The organism is Hymenobacter tibetensis (assembly GCF_022827545.1).
GTDB classification, from domain to species: domain Bacteria; phylum Bacteroidota; class Bacteroidia; order Cytophagales; family Hymenobacteraceae; genus Hymenobacter; species Hymenobacter tibetensis.
The window spans coordinates 4,306,838-4,323,998 of record NZ_CP094669.1; the positions used below are offsets into that span (position 1 = coordinate 4,306,838).

Annotated in this window: 13 protein-coding genes; 10 read left to right on the forward strand and 3 right to left on the reverse strand. The window is 53.5% G+C overall.

What is annotated here, in order from left to right:
- Positions 1 to 26 precede the first annotated feature (26 nt).
- The 6 genes from rpsF to priA all read left to right on the forward strand — a co-directional run bounded on the left by rpsF (position 27) and on the right by priA (position 8,775).
- Positions 27 to 404 (forward strand): 30S ribosomal protein S6, encoded by a 378-nt coding sequence (gene rpsF, locus MTX78_RS17260; protein WP_243796901.1) that lies wholly within the window; start codon positions 27 to 29, stop codon positions 402 to 404.
- Between the two features lie 9 nt (positions 405 to 413).
- Entirely contained in the window at positions 414 to 665 is a 252-nt protein-coding gene (gene rpsR, locus MTX78_RS17265; protein WP_022822548.1) for a 30S ribosomal protein S18, read from the forward strand.
- 101 nt (positions 666 to 766) lie between these two features.
- Entirely contained in the window at positions 767 to 1,210 is a 444-nt protein-coding gene (rplI, locus tag MTX78_RS17270) for a 50S ribosomal protein L9 (RefSeq protein ID WP_243796902.1), read from the forward strand.
- 248 nt (positions 1,211 to 1,458) lie between these two features.
- On the forward strand, positions 1,459 to 3,999 hold the full coding sequence (locus MTX78_RS17275; protein ID WP_243796904.1) for a GSCFA domain-containing protein: 2,541 nt from the start codon (positions 1,459 to 1,461) through the stop codon (positions 3,997 to 3,999).
- Between the two features lie 66 nt (positions 4,000 to 4,065).
- A complete protein-coding gene (locus tag MTX78_RS17280) occupies positions 4,066 to 6,102 on the forward strand; it encodes a thioredoxin domain-containing protein (protein ID WP_243796906.1) in 2,037 nt (678 codons plus the stop codon).
- Positions 6,103 to 6,231: 129 nt separating this feature from the next.
- A complete protein-coding gene (gene priA, locus MTX78_RS17285) occupies positions 6,232 to 8,775 on the forward strand; it encodes a replication restart helicase PriA (protein ID WP_243796907.1) in 2,544 nt (847 codons plus the stop codon).
- A 13-nt stretch (positions 8,776 to 8,788) separates the two neighbouring features.
- Here the strand turns inward: priA and MTX78_RS17290 are convergent, their stop codons facing one another.
- Positions 8,789 to 9,391, reverse strand: coding sequence for a DUF308 domain-containing protein (locus tag MTX78_RS17290; RefSeq protein WP_243796909.1), 603 nt, complete (start codon positions 9,389 to 9,391; stop codon positions 8,789 to 8,791).
- A gap of 141 nt (positions 9,392 to 9,532) precedes the next feature.
- Positions 9,533 to 10,036 (reverse strand): hypothetical protein, encoded by a 504-nt coding sequence (locus MTX78_RS17295; RefSeq protein ID WP_243796910.1) that lies wholly within the window; start codon positions 10,034 to 10,036, stop codon positions 9,533 to 9,535.
- A 356-nt stretch (positions 10,037 to 10,392) separates the two neighbouring features.
- On the opposite strand from MTX78_RS17295, the gene MTX78_RS17300 reads away from it, so the two are divergent.
- The 4 genes from MTX78_RS17300 (at position 10,393) to MTX78_RS17315 (ending at position 14,327) form a co-directional block, all read left to right on the forward strand.
- A complete protein-coding gene (locus MTX78_RS17300; RefSeq protein ID WP_243796912.1) occupies positions 10,393 to 11,100 on the forward strand; it encodes a class I SAM-dependent methyltransferase in 708 nt (235 codons plus the stop codon).
- Positions 11,101 to 11,253: 153 nt separating this feature from the next.
- Positions 11,254 to 12,498: an S-adenosylmethionine:tRNA ribosyltransferase-isomerase gene (locus tag MTX78_RS17305; RefSeq protein WP_243796913.1), complete on the forward strand. Its 1,245-nt coding sequence runs from the start codon at positions 11,254 to 11,256 to the stop codon at positions 12,496 to 12,498.
- A 190-nt stretch (positions 12,499 to 12,688) separates the two neighbouring features.
- Positions 12,689 to 13,738 carry an aldo/keto reductase gene (locus tag MTX78_RS17310; RefSeq protein WP_243796915.1) on the forward strand — a complete coding sequence of 350 codons (1,050 nt, stop codon included), beginning with the start codon at positions 12,689 to 12,691 and terminating at the stop codon, positions 13,736 to 13,738.
- A gap of 271 nt (positions 13,739 to 14,009) precedes the next feature.
- Positions 14,010 to 14,327, forward strand: a complete 318-nt coding sequence (locus MTX78_RS17315; RefSeq protein WP_243796917.1) for a hypothetical protein — start codon at positions 14,010 to 14,012, stop codon at positions 14,325 to 14,327.
- Between the two features lie 130 nt (positions 14,328 to 14,457).
- Here the strand turns inward: MTX78_RS17315 and MTX78_RS17320 are convergent, their stop codons facing one another.
- Positions 14,458 to 17,049, reverse strand: a complete 2,592-nt coding sequence (locus tag MTX78_RS17320) for a M14 family metallopeptidase (protein WP_243796918.1) — start codon at positions 17,047 to 17,049, stop codon at positions 14,458 to 14,460.
- Between the last annotated feature and the right edge of the window lie 112 nt (positions 17,050 to 17,161).

Sequence of the window (17,161 nt, forward strand, 5' to 3'; positions counted from 1 at the left end):
TCACAATCAAATTCTACCCCGTCGTAATGGAAGTAAGAAATTACGAGACGGTCTTCATTTTGACTCCCGTGCTGAACGAGGGCCAAGTGCAAGAGACGGTCGAGAAGTTCTCGCAGGTGCTTAAGGAAAATGGCGCCGACATCATCAACACTGAAGCTTGGGGCCTAAAAAAATTGGCGTATCCAATTCAGAAAAAAAATACGGGCTACTACTTCCTCGTGGAGTTCACTGGCTCGGGTAACATCGTGGACACGCTGGAACTTGCTTTCCGCCGGGACGAGCGGATCATCCGCTTCCTCACCACCGTTTTGGACAAGCATGCTGTAGCCTACAGCCAGCGCCGCCGCAACGGGGAGATGAACCAGCAGAAAGCCCAGAAACAATCGGAAGCCGTAGCCCAGTAATTTAGCCCCATGAGCCTCGCCAACGAACGTATCCACAAGCAGGATACCCGCAAAAAGTACTGCCGCTTCAAGAAGAACGGTATCAAGTATGTTGATTACAAAGACCCGAACTTCTTGTTGAAGTTTGTGAACGAGCAGGGCCGCATCTTACCCCGCCGTATCACAGGCACCAGCCTGAAGTTCCAGCGTAAAGTAGCTCAAGCCGTGGCTAAAGCCCGTCACTTGGCTCTCATGCCATACGTAACCGACTCTTTAAAATAGATGATTGTTGAATTGTTGCTTGTTGATTGCTAAGTGACTGACTTCTCAGGACTCTTTTCAATCGACAATTCAACAGCTAACAATCAACAATTTAAATAATCATGGAAGTAATTCTGAAAGACGACGTAAAGGGCCTGGGCTACAAGAACGACACCGTAACGGTGAGACCAGGCTACGGTCGCAACTTCCTGCTCCCGCAGGGTTTGGCTATTCTAGCCGATAAGACCAACAAGAAAATTGTTGCCGAGAACATCCGTCAGGCTGCTCACAAGGCTGACAAGATCAAAGGTGACGCGCAGGCTATTGCCGACAAGATTGGCAATGTAGTGCTTGAGATTCCTGCTAAGGTTGGTGAAAGCGGCAAGATTTTCGGCCGTGTAACCACTCTCCAGCTTGCTGAAGCGTTGAAGAACAAAGGCATCGACGTAGAGCGTAAGCGTCTCTCTTTCGATCAGGAGCCTGGTGCAGTAGGTGAATACACTGCTACCGTGGACCTGCACCGCGAAGTGAAGCACAAAGTGCGCTTCAACGTGGTAGCTGAGTAAGCTTACTTATATTACGAGAAAGGCCCGGCTGTTCGCAGTCGGGCCTTTTTTGATTAAGTTCTTGGAAAAGAACAGGTATCCTCTCATTGCTTGTCTTGCGTTAGAGGGGTTACTAACCTATTTAAATAAGTAAAAATAACTCGGCTGTACTCCACACAGCTGATTTCGGTAGGCCTCGTTTTTGGCTGAACGAACGATGTTGAGTAGGTTGCTTGTCCGTTGGCTGTATTTGGCCGTATTTGTTTGGAATGTTCCGTACTGAATTACCTTTTACTCCCATTCCGCACCAGTTGCCGCTATCCGCGCGCGTACTGACGATTGGCTCTTGCTTTTCCGATACTATTGGAAGCCGGCTGGAGGCAACGAAAGTACACACGCTGACCAACCCCTTTGGCACGGTGTTCAATCCGCTTTCTGCCTGTAAGCTGCTTCGGGCAGCCGCTGGTGAGGATACGGACTGGCAACAGCACTTGGTAGAGGCCCGAGGGCGCTGGCAGAGCTATGACCTACACGCGAAGCTAGGGGCCGACTCTCCCGTGGAGTTGCTCCAGACGCTGCAGCAGCAGTTACGAGACACAGGTGTGTTTTTAGCTACGGCTGATGTGGTAGTCATAACTCTTGGGTCAGCTTGGGCTTACCGCCTAAAAGAAACCGATGAGTTTGTTAGCAACTGCCACAAAATGCCGGCAGAGAAATTCACGAAAGAATTACTCACGCCTGACGAGGTTATCAATGCTATAGCGGAAACACACGCCTACTTGCGGTTGCGCAACCCGAAGCTGCAATTCGTACTGACGGTTAGTCCGGTTCGGCATTTGAAAGATACGCTACCGTTGAACGCGGTGAGCAAATCAGTGCTACGGGTAGCTTGCCACTATTTAAGCGAGTTGCTTCCTGATGTATCTTATTTTCCAGCGTACGAGCTGTTACTGGATGATTTGCGTGATTACCGCTTTTATGCGGCCGATATGCTGCATCCCTCCCCAGTAGCAGAAGACTACATCTGGGAACGGTTTGCTCGAACTTACTTTGATGTAGAATTTGGGCGATTCCGTAAGGAATGGGATGCTGTACGGCAGGCGCTCAACCATCGGCCGCTGTATCCGGTGGCTCCTGAGCACCGGCAGTTCTTGACTAGCACGCTAGAGAAGCTGGAGAAGTTGGCCGGACAGGCAGATATGCGGATGGAGATTCTGGATGTTCGTCGGCAACTACAAAACTTGCCGGCTCCAAAACCTGAGCCCGTACCCGAGTCTGAAGAGGAAGATGACGATGAGGAGCGCATTGATGTGGGCGAAACACTTACGAGCGCACCAACTCCTCTTCCAGAACATACTATTCTATTAGACGCAGTAGTTGAAACAGTTGAGGTAGAACCGAATGCTACAGAGCCTTTGAGCGAAGCTGAAACTCTGGTGGAAACCATGGAAGAAGTGGCTCAGCCCAAAAAGAGACGGCGTAGCCGGGGTGGGGCAAAGCGTAACAAGAAAAAACATGCGGCTCGGCTGGCTGAAGAAGCCGCTGCACAGGCTATTGGCGCTGAACCAGTGGCTGAAGATGTAAGCCAAGTGGAATCGGAGCCAGTAGCAGAAGTCGTGGTATTTGAAGAAATAGCTTCTCCCAATGTCACGCTGACATTCAATCCAGATGCGCCTTTGCAAACTGCTATGGAACGCCGGAAACGGAATTCACGACGTGGTAGAGGCCGCAAACAGTCAAACGAAACACCAACTGATGGGCTAGGCGACCAAACTGCAGAAAATTCACTGCCAGCTAATGCCGAGCCAATAGCCCTGCTCACACCTGATGAGCCAGAGACTATAGAAGCTACCGTGCCAGCAGAGCCACAATTACCCGCTACCGAGCAAGAAAGCTCTGCTGCAGCCGTTGTGGATGAACAGCCCTCGGTGAATGTGCAGCGCCCCGTTCGGACGGGACGCTCAGCCAGTGAAGTTCGAGCTGCTGCTTTGCGCAAACCCCGTCGTCCTGACTCCAGGATAAAGACGCTGTATGCTACGCCCGTAGACACAGCGTCTGCTCCTGTGGAACCATCAGTACCTGAACCAGAAACTACCGCCACAACTCCGGAGCCAGTCACTCCCGTAGCTGAATCATCGGTTATCGTGACTGCTCCGACGGATTCTGTACCCGTACAGGATACTGTAGAGCCTACGCGTCTGCCTGTCGTTAGTGCCATTCCTCCTGTTAAAGGCACTGGCGCTTCCGGACGCTTGAGTGCTTCTGGTCAAGCTACCCTCAACACCAAACCAGACCGTATAAGGCCAGCTATTGTTGCGCCAGTTACTCCGGCCGCAGAGGAAAGTATATCCCAAGCTGTGCCGACAGAGGCAACCCCAGCAGCAACAACGGAGCTACCTCCTGCCGCAGCAGTAGAACCGAATGATTCAGCAGCCCATGAGACGGAAACTACTCCGGCTCTATCAACTCCAACTCCTAAAAGACCAGCGCGCAAACCTGCCAGCCCTAAACCTCAAAAAGCGGTAGCTGCAACAGAACAACTGCCAACAGCTACAAGCCAGCCTGATAAGGGCAACCCCAAAGCCAAGAAAAAGCCAGCGGCTCCGGTTGAAGCACCAGCCCCTGCTCAGGCGCCTGATCCAGCAGAAGAAACAGCCGCTGCCAGTAAGCCCCCGGTAGCTCGTCGGCGGAAGCCAGACACAAAGCCCGCTGATTCAACCACAGCGCCGCCCGTTGCTACTCCGAAACGGGCGCCAAGGCCGCCACGTCGGAAACCTGCGGCGCCCGACGAGCCATCGGATGCTTCCTGATTTTAAATTGATTTAAAACCCGGCCCCTTACGGCCGGGTTTTGTCTTTCCAACCTCCCTCCTGCCGATGAACACCGACAACAAGCCTGCGCACACTAATCGCCTCGCGCAGGAATCAAGCCCCTACTTGCTTCAACATGCACACAATCCCGTGGATTGGTATCCGTGGGGAGAGGAGGCACTGAGCCGTGCACGGAACGAGCAGAAACCTATTTTGGTGAGCATTGGCTACGCAGCTTGCCATTGGTGCCACGTGATGGAGCGAGAATCCTTCGAAAATGCACGGGTAGCGGCCGTTATGAACGAGCATTTTGTGTGCATTAAAGTGGACCGTGAAGAACGCCCGGATGTTGACCAGGTTTATATGGAGGCCTTGCAAGCTATGGGCGTGCCGGGAGGGTGGCCGTTGAATGTGTTTCTGAACCAGGAAGCAAAACCGTTTTATGGGGGCACATATTTCTCGCCTGGCAACTGGGCGCAGTTGTTGAAAAGTATTGGTGAGGCATATCAAGGCGAAAACCGGACAGAACTAGATGCCTCGGCCGAGCAGTTTGCTCGCGTAGTACAAGCCAGTGAGTTAGAGAAGTACCGCATTCCAGCGGCAACCGCAGGATTCGCACAAGACGAGTTCAAGCAACTCGTAGCCAACCTAGCTCAAAAGTTCGACCGGGAGCTGGGTGGTATGAACCGGACGCCAAAGTTTCCAATGCCCAGTATCTGGCGCTTTCTGCTCCACACCTATCAGCTTAGTGCCAGCCAACCTCTGCTGGCTCAGATCAACCTCACGCTACGTGAAATGGCGTGGGGTGGCCTCTACGACCAGGTAGGAGGTGGATTCGCCCGCTATTCAGTGGACGAGGCATGGTTGGTACCGCATTTCGAAAAGATGCTCTACGACAACGGGCAGTTGGTAAGCCTGTACGCGGAAGCCTACCAAGTAACGCAGGATAGGCTATACCGGGACGTGGTGTATGACACCATCAGTTTTGTGGAACGCGAGCTAACCAGCCTAGAAGGTGGGTTCTACTCCTCTCTTGATGCCGATAGTGAAGGTGAGGAAGGTAGGTTTTACGTTTTCACTAGAGAAGAGCTGCGCGATATTTTAGAAGAGGAGGAGCCGCTGGCGGCCGATTACTACAGCTGCACGGCCGTTGGCAATTGGGAACACAGCCGCAACATTTTGCACCGGCGCGCTTCCGACGAGGATTTTGCGGCAGCGCATGCGCTTGAACTTGATGTAGTGGCTACATTGGTGCGTAGCTGGAAGCAAAAGCTGCTGGCCGCTCGCAACGAGCGTGTCCGTCCGGGGCTAGACGACAAGATTTTGACGGGCTGGAACGCCTTGATGCTGCAAAGCCTGCTGGATGCTTATCGTGCATTTGCTGAGCCAGAGTTTCTGGCCCTGGCCCTCTGGAACGCACAGTTTATTCAAGAAAAGCTACGCAACGGAGCAGGATTATACCGCAACTACAAAAACGGCTGCGCTTCTATCAGTGGGTTTTTAGAAGATTACGCGCTGGTTATCCAAGCATACTGTAGCCTGTACGAAGCAACGTTCGACGAAAGCTGGCTACAGGAAGCCGCAGGTTTGATGGAATACGTACTAATGCACTTTTTCGACCCCGAAGAAGAGCAGTTCTTTTACACTGACGATACGGGCGAGAAGCTTATTGCCCGCAAAAAAGAGCTGTTCGACAATGTTATTCCGGCTTCTAATTCTGTCATGGCACATAACCTCCATCGGCTGGGCTTGCATTTAGAAGTCAGCCGCTACACTGACTTAGCCACGGCTATGCTACGCCGCGTCCAGAATTTGGTGGTGCAAGAGCCACAACACTTAACCAATTGGGCCTCTCTGTATGCCAAAAAACTGAAACCAACCGCCGAACTTGCTATTGTAGGGCCCGGTGCTACTCATTTACGGCAGGAGCTTAGTCGTCAGTACCTACCCAACACAGTCTTGGCAGGCACTACCACTACGAGTACGTTACCGCTGCTGCAAGGCCGGGAGGCCCGCAACGGCCAGACCACAATTTATGTGTGCTACAATCATACTTGCCAGCAGCCAGTGCATACCGTGACGGAAGCACTGACGCAGATGTAGTTTGGTGCTGGCAGCCGTGGGGGCAGCGGGCAGCTATATAGTTGTGGCCGGCGCCAATTTGCAGCCGCAGGCACACAGCACAAGCACTGCCCTGTTATCTTTACTTTCCGCTTCCAGATTGATTTTCCATTGAGTCTTACGTTCGACTTTGTTCAGCCACAGCCAGAACCCGCTGCCGACCGTGTCACGCTATTTGCCGACGTGATTCTGCCGTTGCCGCTGCCCAAGCTCTACACTTACCGGGTTCCTTATGAGCTGAACGACCAAGTCGTGATTGGCGGACGTGTGATTGTGCAGTTTGGGGCCAAGCGGACGCTTAGTTGTATTGTAGCGGCCGTGCACGAAACGCCGCCTAAAGAGTACCAAGCAAAATACATTCTGGAGTTCATCGACGATGCTCCCGTCGTGACGCAGCCGCAGCTTCAGCTGTTTCGCTGGCTGGCCGATTACTACATGTGCACCATAGGCGAGGTCATTAACGCCGCGTTGCCGTCGGCCCTGAAGCTTAGCTCCGAGTCGCGGGTGCAGCTACATCCTGCTTTTGTCCGCGAAGAAAATCCGTATCCGCTCAGTGAGCAGGAAGAGAGAATTGTCGAGACGCTGAGCACGGGAGAAGACGGCAAATCATTGACTTTCACAGAAGTGGGAGAGTTGCTCGGGGTTGCCTCGTTTCATAAGGTGATTAAGAGCCTGATGCAGAAAGACGTAGTGTTTCTGTTCGAGCACATGGCCGACAAATACGCGCCCAAAGTGGTGAAGAAGGTGCGCCTGGCCCATCACTTTGTAGCCGAAGCGGCCTTGGAAGGCTTGTTCACCCAACTCGCCACCCGGCCTAAGCAGTTAGATGTGTTAATGCGCTACCTGCAAAAGGTGCCCGTCTATCAAAACGAATTCACCAATCAGAACGGTATCGAGAAGGCCTACTTAACGTCGGCGCCCCACCTCTCCCCTTCTGCTGTCAATACACTCATCAAAAACGGGGTACTCGAACAGTTCGACGTGATTGTATCACGCTTCCCGCTTGATGACGCTACCCAGGCCAACATGCATTTCACGTTGAGTGAGGCCCAAACCGAGGCCCGCGACGAAGTGATGCGCATTTTCAACACCAAAGACATTGTGCTGCTGCACGGCGTAACGGGCGCTGGTAAAACGGAAATCTACATCGACCTTATCCGCAACGCGCTGGACGGCGGCGGACAGGTACTGTATCTACTACCCGAAATTGCCCTTACTGCTCAGATTGTAACCCGTCTCATGCGCGTGTTTGGCTCCCGCCTGGGCGTGTATCACTCGAAATTCTCCGACAACGAGCGAGTGGAAGTGTGGAACGGAGTGTTATCGGGGCGGTTTCAGGTGGTGATAGGCGTGCGGTCGGCGGTGTTTCTACCATTCGACAATCTGGCGTTGGTGATTGTGGACGAAGAGCACGAGTCAAGCTACAAGCAATATGACCCGGCCCCGCGCTACAACGCGCGCGAGGTGGCGTTGATGATGGCCAACTTCCAGGGTGCCAAAACGCTGCTGGGCTCTGCCACTCCAGCCGTTGAAACGTTCTACCAAACCCGCACTGGCCGCTATGGGCTCGTAACGCTCAGCAAACGGTTTGGCGAAGCTGGTTTGCCGGAAATAGAATTGGTAGACACGCGCAAGAGCAGAGAGGCTAAGAAGATGCTCAACCACTTCACGCCCGAGCTACTAACCGCCATCGAAACCAAGCTCAGCATTAAAGAGCAAGTAATTCTGTTCCAAAATCGGCGAGGCTACTCGCCTTTTATTAACTGCGTGGACTGCGGCTGGATTCCGAAGTGCATGAACTGCGCCGTAAGCCTGAGCTACCACAAACAGGCCCACGAATTGCGCTGCCACTACTGCGGCTACCACGACCGGATGCCCGTGGAATGCCCTGCTTGTGGCTCCCGCAACATCAAAACCGTAGGCTTCGGGACCGAGAAGATAGAAGACGACCTCAAGGTGATGCTACCTGCCGCCAACGTGCAACGCATGGACCTGGACACCACCCGCGCCAAAAATTCCTACCAACAAATCATTGGTGATTTCGAGCAGCAGAAAACCAATATCCTAGTAGGCACCCAAATGGTGACGAAAGGCCTGGACTTTGCGAATGTGAGTCTGGTTGGCATCATCAATGCCGATAGCATCATTCACTACCCTGATTTCCGGGCGCACGAGCGGGCCTTCCAAATGTTTGTGCAGGTAAGTGGCCGGGCTGGCCGCAAGGGCAAGAAAGGAAAAGTTATCATCCAGACGGCCGACCCACAACAGGTCATCTTCGACAAGGTAATCCGCAACGACTACCTGGAGTTCTATGACTACGAAATCACGCAGCGGCGCGAGCATGGCTACCCACCCTTCATGCGCGTCATCCGGCTCGCAGTGAAGCATATGGACCAGTTGCTGTGCGAACGGGCGGCTATTCTGCTCACAGGCGAATTAGTGGCCAGGCTTGGCCGCGAGGCGGTATTAGGGCCGGAAGCGCCTTATATCTTCCGTATCCGCAACTTTTACTTACAGGAAATCACTATCAAACTGAGCCGGGAGCATACCGTTCTCAAATCGGCTAAAGCCGATATCCTAGAAGCCATACATGTGGTAAAAGATCAGAAAGACTACAAGCAAGCCCGCTTCGTAGCCGACGTTGACCCGATGTAGTGCACCTCTAAGGCTATTGTTGGCTTCTAGCAGCACGTCGGACCGCTCGACGCTCTTCAGCTTTTCGCTTGCGTGTGCTGTTTTTACTCCTAAATAATAGAAATGGGGTGCCTAAAATAAGCGCCAATACTCCATAAACTAGATAAGCAAGAGGAAGCCAACCTGGAGAGGTACTAGTAAAAGCAGCTATAATTAAGATAATTCCTACTAGTGCTAAGATGCCCCCTACAACATTTACGACCGTAGTGAAGGTATCGGCATCCCGAGTTCGACCAATCAATGCTTTATCTGGCAGTTGAGCTTTATTAGTATCTGGCCGCTCAATAAGCATCGTTTTTAACGACCCATGCGTGAGCAGGGCCTTGCGTCTAAGTTGCTGAGCCTTGCTATGTAGCTGTGTCACTTCGCGTACTGAAAGCGCAGCTGTGAATTGCGGTTCGTCCAGTACTTCAGATTTATTTTGAACAACTGCTGGAATAGGCTTCTCGACAGCCGGTGGTACAGAAGGCGTTGCGCTATAGCGCGTTGTATTTGGCAGGTAAATAACCGAACGAGCACTGTTACAGCCACCTAGAAAGAGAGACAGAAGCAAGAAAGCGTAGAAATAAGGTTTCATAAGGTTAGTTGATAAGCTTAACAAGAAACACTTATTTACTCGACATACTACTGGCAATACTGTTTTTAAGCTAGCAACCAGCAATAAAAAGCCCCGGCTGCTTACGGCAACCGGGGCTTTCAGTGAATAGCAATCCAATGCTTACAACTCGTCGAGAAGCCAGAGTACGATCAACACGAGGCCGACGAGGATTAGAATGGCACCTAGCACGTAGATAAGGGATGAGCTAACTGCCGCACCCAAAAGCTCCACCAAGAGACCAACGAGCACTAGAATAAGTCCCTGACGTAGTTTGCCTTCGAGTCTGCTGGTGGAAGCAGCCTCCGTACGCTTCTTGATCTGCACCTTACCGGCTAGCTTATCAGCCTTCTTTGCGACCTTTTGCACCAATGCCTTCTGTACCAAGCTCATTTTAGGAGCCTTGGTGGAAGCGGCTGGCTTTGTGGCCACAACTTCTGCCACGGCCGAGCGTTCTGCTGAAGCTGACTTGGCTACTTGAGGAGCAACAACTGCTGGGGCAACGGCTTCCGTTGCAACAGGCTCGGTAGCTTCGGGCGTAGCAGAAACTACAGCCGGAGCTGGAGCAGGCTGCACAATGACGCCCCGCTGCGTACCATGGTACGCTGATGCAGTCTTGGGTAACATGGCATACTCAGCCCGGTTACAGCTACTGATACTCAAGGCAACAGCCGCAATAGCTGCCAACTTAGGGAAAAGGTTGAAGACGTGCTTCATAAGGAAAGGAAGTTGGTTTGAGGGTTCAAGAACGGGATTTCTACGCGCTAAACTAAAAATAGATGATAAAATGCCATGAATATTGCCTTAACTCGACCGTGAGAATGCGCCTCATTTAGTTTTCAAGAATGCTCGAACGCTTCGGCCAGCTAGGATGTTAAACTAAACACGATTTACTTGCACTCGTGCCTATGCTCTTCCCCTCTTTGCTTCGGACCACCACGCTGTCCGTTTTATTACTTCCGGCGGCCTGTACCCAAACACCAATGGAAAGCTCCTCGGCAGTAGCTGCCGAGCAGCAATTATCAAACGACGTAGAAGCCGCCGCCGATACCAGCGGGTATCGGTTATCCACTCCGCAAGACCCCAACGGCATAGGTAAATACTACCAGGGCCGCCAAATTGCGCACGTGATGGGCCACGAAGGCGCCGAATGGCTGGAACGAGGCGACCGACAAGAAGAAGAACGAACCGACGTACTCTTGCGCGAGCTGAAAATCAAGCCTACTGATGTAGTGGCCGATATCGGTGCGGGTACTGGGTATTTCTCGTTTCGTATTAGCCCGTTGGTGCCACAGGGCAAAGTCTTGGCGGTTGACATCCAGCCCGAGATGATTAAGTACCTCAGCGACCACAAAGCGGCCAACAATGCGCAAAACGTGCAGCCCATCCTGAGCACGGTGCAGAATCCCAATCTACCTGCTTCCAGCGTTGATTTAGTGCTGATTGTGGATGCTTATCACGAGTTTGATCATCCGCGGGAAATGATGCGTGCCATTCGTAACTCGCTTCGGCCCACTGGTCGGGTGGCCTTGGTAGAGTATCGAGGCGAAGACCCTAACGTGCCAATCAAGCGCATTCACAAGATGACGGAAGCGCAGGCGCGCAAAGAAATGGAAGCCCTGGGAATGGTTTTCGTCGAAAACATCAAAAGTCTGCCCCAGCAGCACCTGCTGATTTTCCGCAAGTCGTAGGGCTGAACGGTAATCTACCTTTTAAGCACTTACTCTTACTCCTGAGTATTAGAGCTGACCTGCCACGTGGCAGGTCGGCTTACTTTTTCAGTGGAAACGAATAATCCGCGGCACCAAACACACCAGTTGCGTCCGTGATTTACCTTTGTGGGTATGCCCACTTCCACTCCTGATCCGCGTCTGCTTTCCATTCAAGACTACACGTACACGCTGCCAGCAGACCGCATTGCCTCTGAGCCCCTGCCCAACCGTGACCAGTCGCGCTTACTGGTGTACCGGGAAGGCCATATCAGTGACCAAACGTTTCAAGACCTGCCCGCTGAGCTTCCTGCCGATGCCCTCCTAGTATTCAACGACACCAAGGTAGTGCAGGCCCGGCTGTTTTGCCATAAGCCCACTGGTGGCCAAGTGGAGTTGTTTTGCTTGGAACCGGTAGCTCCGCATCGGGCCGTTGAGCTGGCCATGCAGCAGACCTCGGGGTGCGTGTGGAAATGCTTGGTGGGCAACGGCAAGCGCTGGAAAAGTGGCCCAGTACAACTGGTGTTCCAGGCCCACGGACAACCCGCCTCCCTGACGGCTGAGCGGCTGGAAGCCACTGACGGCTATTCCCTAATTCAGTTTCGTTGGAGTCCCGAGGCGCTCACCTTCGCAGAGGTATTGCGAGGAGCCGGCCATCTGCCTCTGCCCCCCTACCTCAACCGCGACGATACCGAAGCCGACGCCGTGCGCTATCAGACGGTGTATGCCAGCCACGAAGGTGCCGTAGCGGCTCCTACCGCTGGCCTGCACTTCTCGGAAGCCGTTTTAGCTGCCTTAAGCCAGCGGGGAATTAGCACGGCGCGCGTAACGCTCCATGTGGGCGCTGGTACATTTCAGCCCGTGAAAGCAGCCCACATGGCCGACCACGCCATGCATGGCGAGCCATTTGTAGTGCAAGCTGCAGTGCTGCGCCAGCTCCTTGCGCATCAACCGAAGCCCATACTTGCAGTAGGCACTACCAGCTTGCGAACTTTAGAGAGTGTGTACTGGCTTGGAGTCCAAGCAGCCGAAGGGCATTTGGCAGTTGACAGCATACCGCATGTAACGCAGTGGCAACCCTATACGCCTGGTTCTAGCCTGCCTACCGCTGATGCCTTACAAGCCCTGCTCCATTATCTGGACACCCAACACCTGGACAGCCTGCATGCCACTACGCAGTTGCTTATTGCGCCGGGATACCATTTTCGAGTAGTACAAGGCTTAGTTACCAATTTTCATCAGCCTGAAAGTACGCTCTTGCTACTCGTAGCTGCGTTGCTTGGCCCCGATTGGAGACGCGTGTATGAGCACGCCCTCACCCACGACTACCGGTTCCTGAGCTACGGCGACAGTTCGTTGCTATTACCATATAAGCTCTAGCACATCGGACAAGCTGAAGTCAGCTGCACTTCATCTCAGCAGGGAAGCGAGCCACACTATGGGCACACGTAGGCAGTACTGTTTACGCTGCCATCAATATATCCGCATTTTGTGTAGCAGAAACAGTGGTTTGTGTAGCTCTTGCCTGCGGGCGTAGGCGGACCTTTGAGGAGTAACTAACTCCTTCGTAATGCCTCTCACTACCTATCGTACCCTTGGCCGTTCTGGCCTTGTAGTTAGTCCGCTCACCTTGGGCACCATGACCTTCGGCACCCCGCGTTGGGGCTCGCCCGATGAAGTTTCTCGAACCATCTTTCAAACCTACGTCGAGGCTGGTGGCAATTTCATTGATACTGCTGATGTCTATTCCGGTGGGCGTAGCGAAGAATTGGTTGGCAAGTTTATAGCCGACCAAGGCTTGCGCGACCAAGTAGTGGTAGCTACTAAGTCCACCTTCAATGCGCAGCCTGGCAACCCAAATGCTGGTGGCAACGGGCGCAAAAACATTCACCGCGCATTGGAAGGCTCGTTGCGCCGATTGGGCACCGACTACATCGACCTATACTGGTTGCATGCATGGGACATGGTTACGCCAGCTGCCGAGGTGCTACAGTCGCTCGGCGACTTAGTGCGGGCCGGCAAAATCCGCTACTTCGGCTTCTCTAACATACCAGCCTGGTATGCCACCCAAGCCGCAACAATGGCTTCAATACATGGCGTGCCAGGCCCCATTGCGCTACAGCTTGAATACTCACTGGTGGAACGAAGCATTGAGCGCGAATATGTGCCTGCGGCCCGGGAGCTTGGGCTTGGCATTACTCCGTGGAGCCCCCTTGCCGCCGGTTTTCTGGCAGGTAAATACCAACGTGATGGTGCACGTGCTACTGGCGAAGGCCGGCTTAGTGGCCCCAATCCGTTTGGAGACCAGAAGTTCACTGACCATAACTGGCGCGTGTTAGAAACATTGCAGGCCGTAGCGGCGCAAGTGGAACGGCCAGTAGCGCAGGTTGCCCTGGCTTGGACTGCAGCGCAGCCCGGAATTACTTCACTTATTCTGGGTGCGAGCAAGCTAAACCAGCTCCACGACAATTTGAAGTCGCTAGATATACGCCTTACGCCCGAACAACTTCAAGCACTTAATGAGAGTAGTGCCCTCGACGCAGCGTATCCCTATGGCATATTCACGCCCCCAGTGAACCGCATGATTTTCGGTGGCGTAGCGGTTGAAGGCTGGCACTAGCTTAAACAGGAAACTACAAGGAGATAAATAACTAGGAAAGCAGATCATGCTGCTTATACCCAACAATGACTATCATAACTCCCTGATTGCAACTGGGCTTCAATAAACATACTGACAATCGATATTCAGTTTCTTACCTAATAAACAGCAACTTATCCAGACTATAATTTTCGGTATTCAGGCAGTGTTATGCACGTAAACTGAACTGTTGGCAACCTATTTTTCTGTACACGTATAAGGACCCGGATTCAGTAAATAATCCCCCTCTATCATGAAAAAGATCATAATGTTGCTCGCTGCCGTAGCCTTCTCCACTGCCGCTTTCGCTCAAGGCGATAAAGTAGTAGTAAAAGACGATGCTACCGGTGCCAAATCCACTACCACTGTGCGCGACAATGGCACTGTGAAGACCGAAACCCGCACTGGTCGTACGGAAGCCGGTGAAAAGGCTTACAACACCAAAGAGGATGTGAAGGTAGCTGGCAAAAAAGCCGGTAATAAAGTGGAAAGAGGTGCCAAGAAAACCGGCAAAGCCGTGAAGAAAGGCGCCAAAGCCGTGAAAAACAAAGCAGAAGACGTAGTAGACTAAAGGACTAGGCTGAGTTGAATCCTGGTGATACGACCTAGCCTAACTAGTTGAAAAACAAAAGCGGCTTGCCATGTGGCAAGCCGCTTTTGTTTTTGCTAGAGGGTAGTTACGCAGAGAAATGGCCGACTATCTATTGGCCTACAAAGAACAGCGCGTTGCCAAACAGTAGCTTGCCGCCCTGCCAAAATCCCCGGAACAGCGGGTTGTCGGCGAGGTAAATAACCTGTCCCCGGCCCATGTCTTGCGCACCCAGTACGAAGGTATCGGTGAGTTTGCGGCGTGCTTGGCGGCCAGCAAAACCGGCGGCATAGTTGTCACGCTTTAGTATGCCTACGTTCCAGCCGCCTTCACCTAAAAAGCGGTAGTTCAACGTGTCTCGTACCAGCGCGTAATAAGTAGGCCCATAACCGAAAGCCAATGGGTGCGTGTTGTCGAGTTGAACGCGGTAGACGCTTCCTTGCACTCGTTCCCCAATTTGCTCACGCTCAGCATTGGCGTACGGCTTCAGCAACCGATACGGGTTGGCTTTTTTACTGGCCGCCGAGTCGGCAGGCTTGGTTTTCAGCAGGAAGTCTTTCTTGCCAGCCAGGAAGGCGGCGGCGCCTTCCAGCGCAATGAGGCGGCCTCCGCCACGTACCCACGTTTTGAGGGCCTCTAGGTTTCGCTCCGGGTAGATGTCGCCATAATTACCGTCCGGCAGAATAAGCACATCAAATTTGCTTAACGGTACCGAGCCCAAATAGTCGGTCCCAAGCACCGTGACCGGATAGCCAATTTGCTGCTCGAAGAAGTGCCACACTTCGCCAAACGCTGTGGGCGAAATGCCTTCCCCGGCTACCACTGCAATGGTAGGCCGCGCCACGTTGCGCACGTAGCCCGAGCCCAAATCAGCTCCGGAAGTTGAAAAACCAGACTTTACGGGCTGCACCAGCACACCCAACGAATCGGCCTGCGCACGCACTAGTTGGTCGAAGCGTGTGCCCATGGTTTCGTTGCCGGTGCGCGTGATGACTAGCGTACCGGGCTGGTATTTTTGTCCTTCGGCTTCGAAGGCTCGGCTTGCTACCCGTACTTTCACGCGCTGCTGCAACAAGCGGCTCAGGAAGCGCACATCCTGCAAATTATTCCAGCGCGCCACGTACGCATAGGGTTTGGCGTCGGCGCTTAGCTGCTGGCTGGCAACGGCTTTAGCGGCAGGCTTACTATCGGCAGCTATCTTGTCTTTGAGGGCGTAGGCTTTCAGGCCGAAGGAATAGGGCAGCGCCCAAGCGGTAATGTCATATGTGAGGGAGTCTTCTAACGCGGGCCGAGGCTCAAACAGCACTTTCACCAGCGTTGACTTGGGCTGGTACATGCTCACTACCACATCCTGCGCTTCTAGCTGCACACTTTCGTCTTTACCAGAAGCGTAGTTGAAGCCGCGGGTACGTTGGCGGCGCGGCGCGTAGCCATACTGAATCTGCTGCCGGTCCAGGTAGGTTGTGAAAGCTTTCAGCTGGCCAGGGTCACCGGAGCCCGCCACCACAAACGACTTATAGATGCCACGTGGCTTGGTGCGGGAATTGTCGAAATACTTCTGGAACTCGCTCACCAATTCCACGTGCCGCTCGGCAGCAGCCCGAATAGTGGCTAAGCTGGTAGCATGGTGGTGCGAAATGCGCTGGGCCAGCGTAAGCGTATCTCCGTCGGATTTGGCGTACTGCACCCCCGCACGGCCCGACCCGCCTTGTTCGTAGGTCATACCAATGGCTCCGTTGAACGACGGATACGTGTCGCCGTAGCTTGGATAGAACAGGTCGTAAGTTTCGCGGGTGAAATACAGCCAGTTGTTTTTGTCGAATACCTGCCGGTTGTAGTCGCCGATGGTGTTCTGAAACTGGCGTTGAAAATCAGTGATGTCTTCGTGGTAAGGCTTGGCTGCTGGCGAGAAATAGTAAGGGTCATCGGGGCCCATTTCGTGGAAGTCGGCGTGCACTTGGGGCAGCCACTGGTTGTAGAGCGTGAGGCGCTGCCGGCTCTCCTGCTGCGTTTGCCAAGCCCAGTCGCGGTTCAGATCGAAATAGTAGTGATTAAAGCGGCCACCAGGCCAGGGCTCGTGGTGCTCCCAAGCGTAGGGCGACGCATTGGCCACGCTGGCCCGGGCGCGGTTGTACCACTGCACGTACCGCTCCCGCCCATCGGGGTTCACGCACGGGTCGAGCATCACCACCGTGTTTTGCAGCCACTCCTGCGTCTGGGTGTTTTGCGGGTCGGCCAGGTCGTACAGCACCTGCATCACCGCCTCCGACGATACTGCCTCATTACCATGTATGTTGTAGCTGAGCCACACAATAGCAGGCTGCTGGCGCTGTTTGGCGCCGGTTTCCAGCCCTGCCAAGCGCAAGTTGTTGTGGCGAATATCATCGAGGCGGCTTAGGTTTTCAGGAGTAGCTATCTGCACCACTTCCAGCCGCCGGTTCTCGTAAGTCTGCCCATAGTCTTGCCGTTTCATTCGGCCCGGAGAATGCGCTACTACGTGGTCAACGTAATGCAGCAACTCGGCATGCGGCGTGAAGCGGCTACCCAGCGGGTAACCCAGAAACTGGCTCGGCGTCAGGAGCGGCCCAGTTGCAGTGGTTGCCGTTGGGGCCTGTGCTGCTCCCGGCAATGCGCCGGTGAGTAGTAGGGCTAGTAAAAAAGCCGAGGAAAGAAACCGTAGAGCCAACCGATTGGGTAAGGACATCAGCAAAAAAAGAAGTGAAAGGAATCAATACAAGCAGCCTGCAAGAGCAGGTGCGCGGCGTATAAAAAGCCCGTTGGTAGCTACCAGCGGGCTTTTTATACTGAAAAGACAA

Bases quoted from the DNA above. Each gene is read 5' to 3' on its own strand.
- rpsF (WP_243796901.1), top strand. From the start codon at position 27: ATGGAAGTAAGAAATTACGAGACGGTCTTCATTTTGACTCCCGTGCTG.
- rpsR (WP_022822548.1), top strand. From the start codon at position 414: ATGAGCCTCGCCAACGAACGTATCCACAAGCAGGATACCCGCAAAAAG.
- rplI (WP_243796902.1), top strand. From the start codon at position 767: ATGGAAGTAATTCTGAAAGACGACGTAAAGGGCCTGGGCTACAAGAAC.
- MTX78_RS17275 (WP_243796904.1), top strand. From the start codon at position 1,459: ATGTTCCGTACTGAATTACCTTTTACTCCCATTCCGCACCAGTTGCCG.
- MTX78_RS17280 (WP_243796906.1), top strand. From the start codon at position 4,066: ATGAACACCGACAACAAGCCTGCGCACACTAATCGCCTCGCGCAGGAA.
- MTX78_RS17290 (WP_243796909.1), bottom strand. From the start codon at position 9,391: ATGAAACCTTATTTCTACGCTTTCTTGCTTCTGTCTCTCTTTCTAGGT.
- MTX78_RS17295 (WP_243796910.1), bottom strand. From the start codon at position 10,036: ATGTTACCCAAGACTGCATCAGCGTACCATGGTACGCAGCGGGGCGTC.
- MTX78_RS17300 (WP_243796912.1), top strand. From the start codon at position 10,393: ATGGAAAGCTCCTCGGCAGTAGCTGCCGAGCAGCAATTATCAAACGAC.
- MTX78_RS17305 (WP_243796913.1), top strand. From the start codon at position 11,254: ATGCCCACTTCCACTCCTGATCCGCGTCTGCTTTCCATTCAAGACTAC.
- MTX78_RS17310 (WP_243796915.1), top strand. From the start codon at position 12,689: ATGCCTCTCACTACCTATCGTACCCTTGGCCGTTCTGGCCTTGTAGTT.
- MTX78_RS17315 (WP_243796917.1), top strand. From the start codon at position 14,010: ATGAAAAAGATCATAATGTTGCTCGCTGCCGTAGCCTTCTCCACTGCC.
- MTX78_RS17320 (WP_243796918.1), bottom strand. From the start codon at position 17,049: ATGTCCTTACCCAATCGGTTGGCTCTACGGTTTCTTTCCTCGGCTTTT.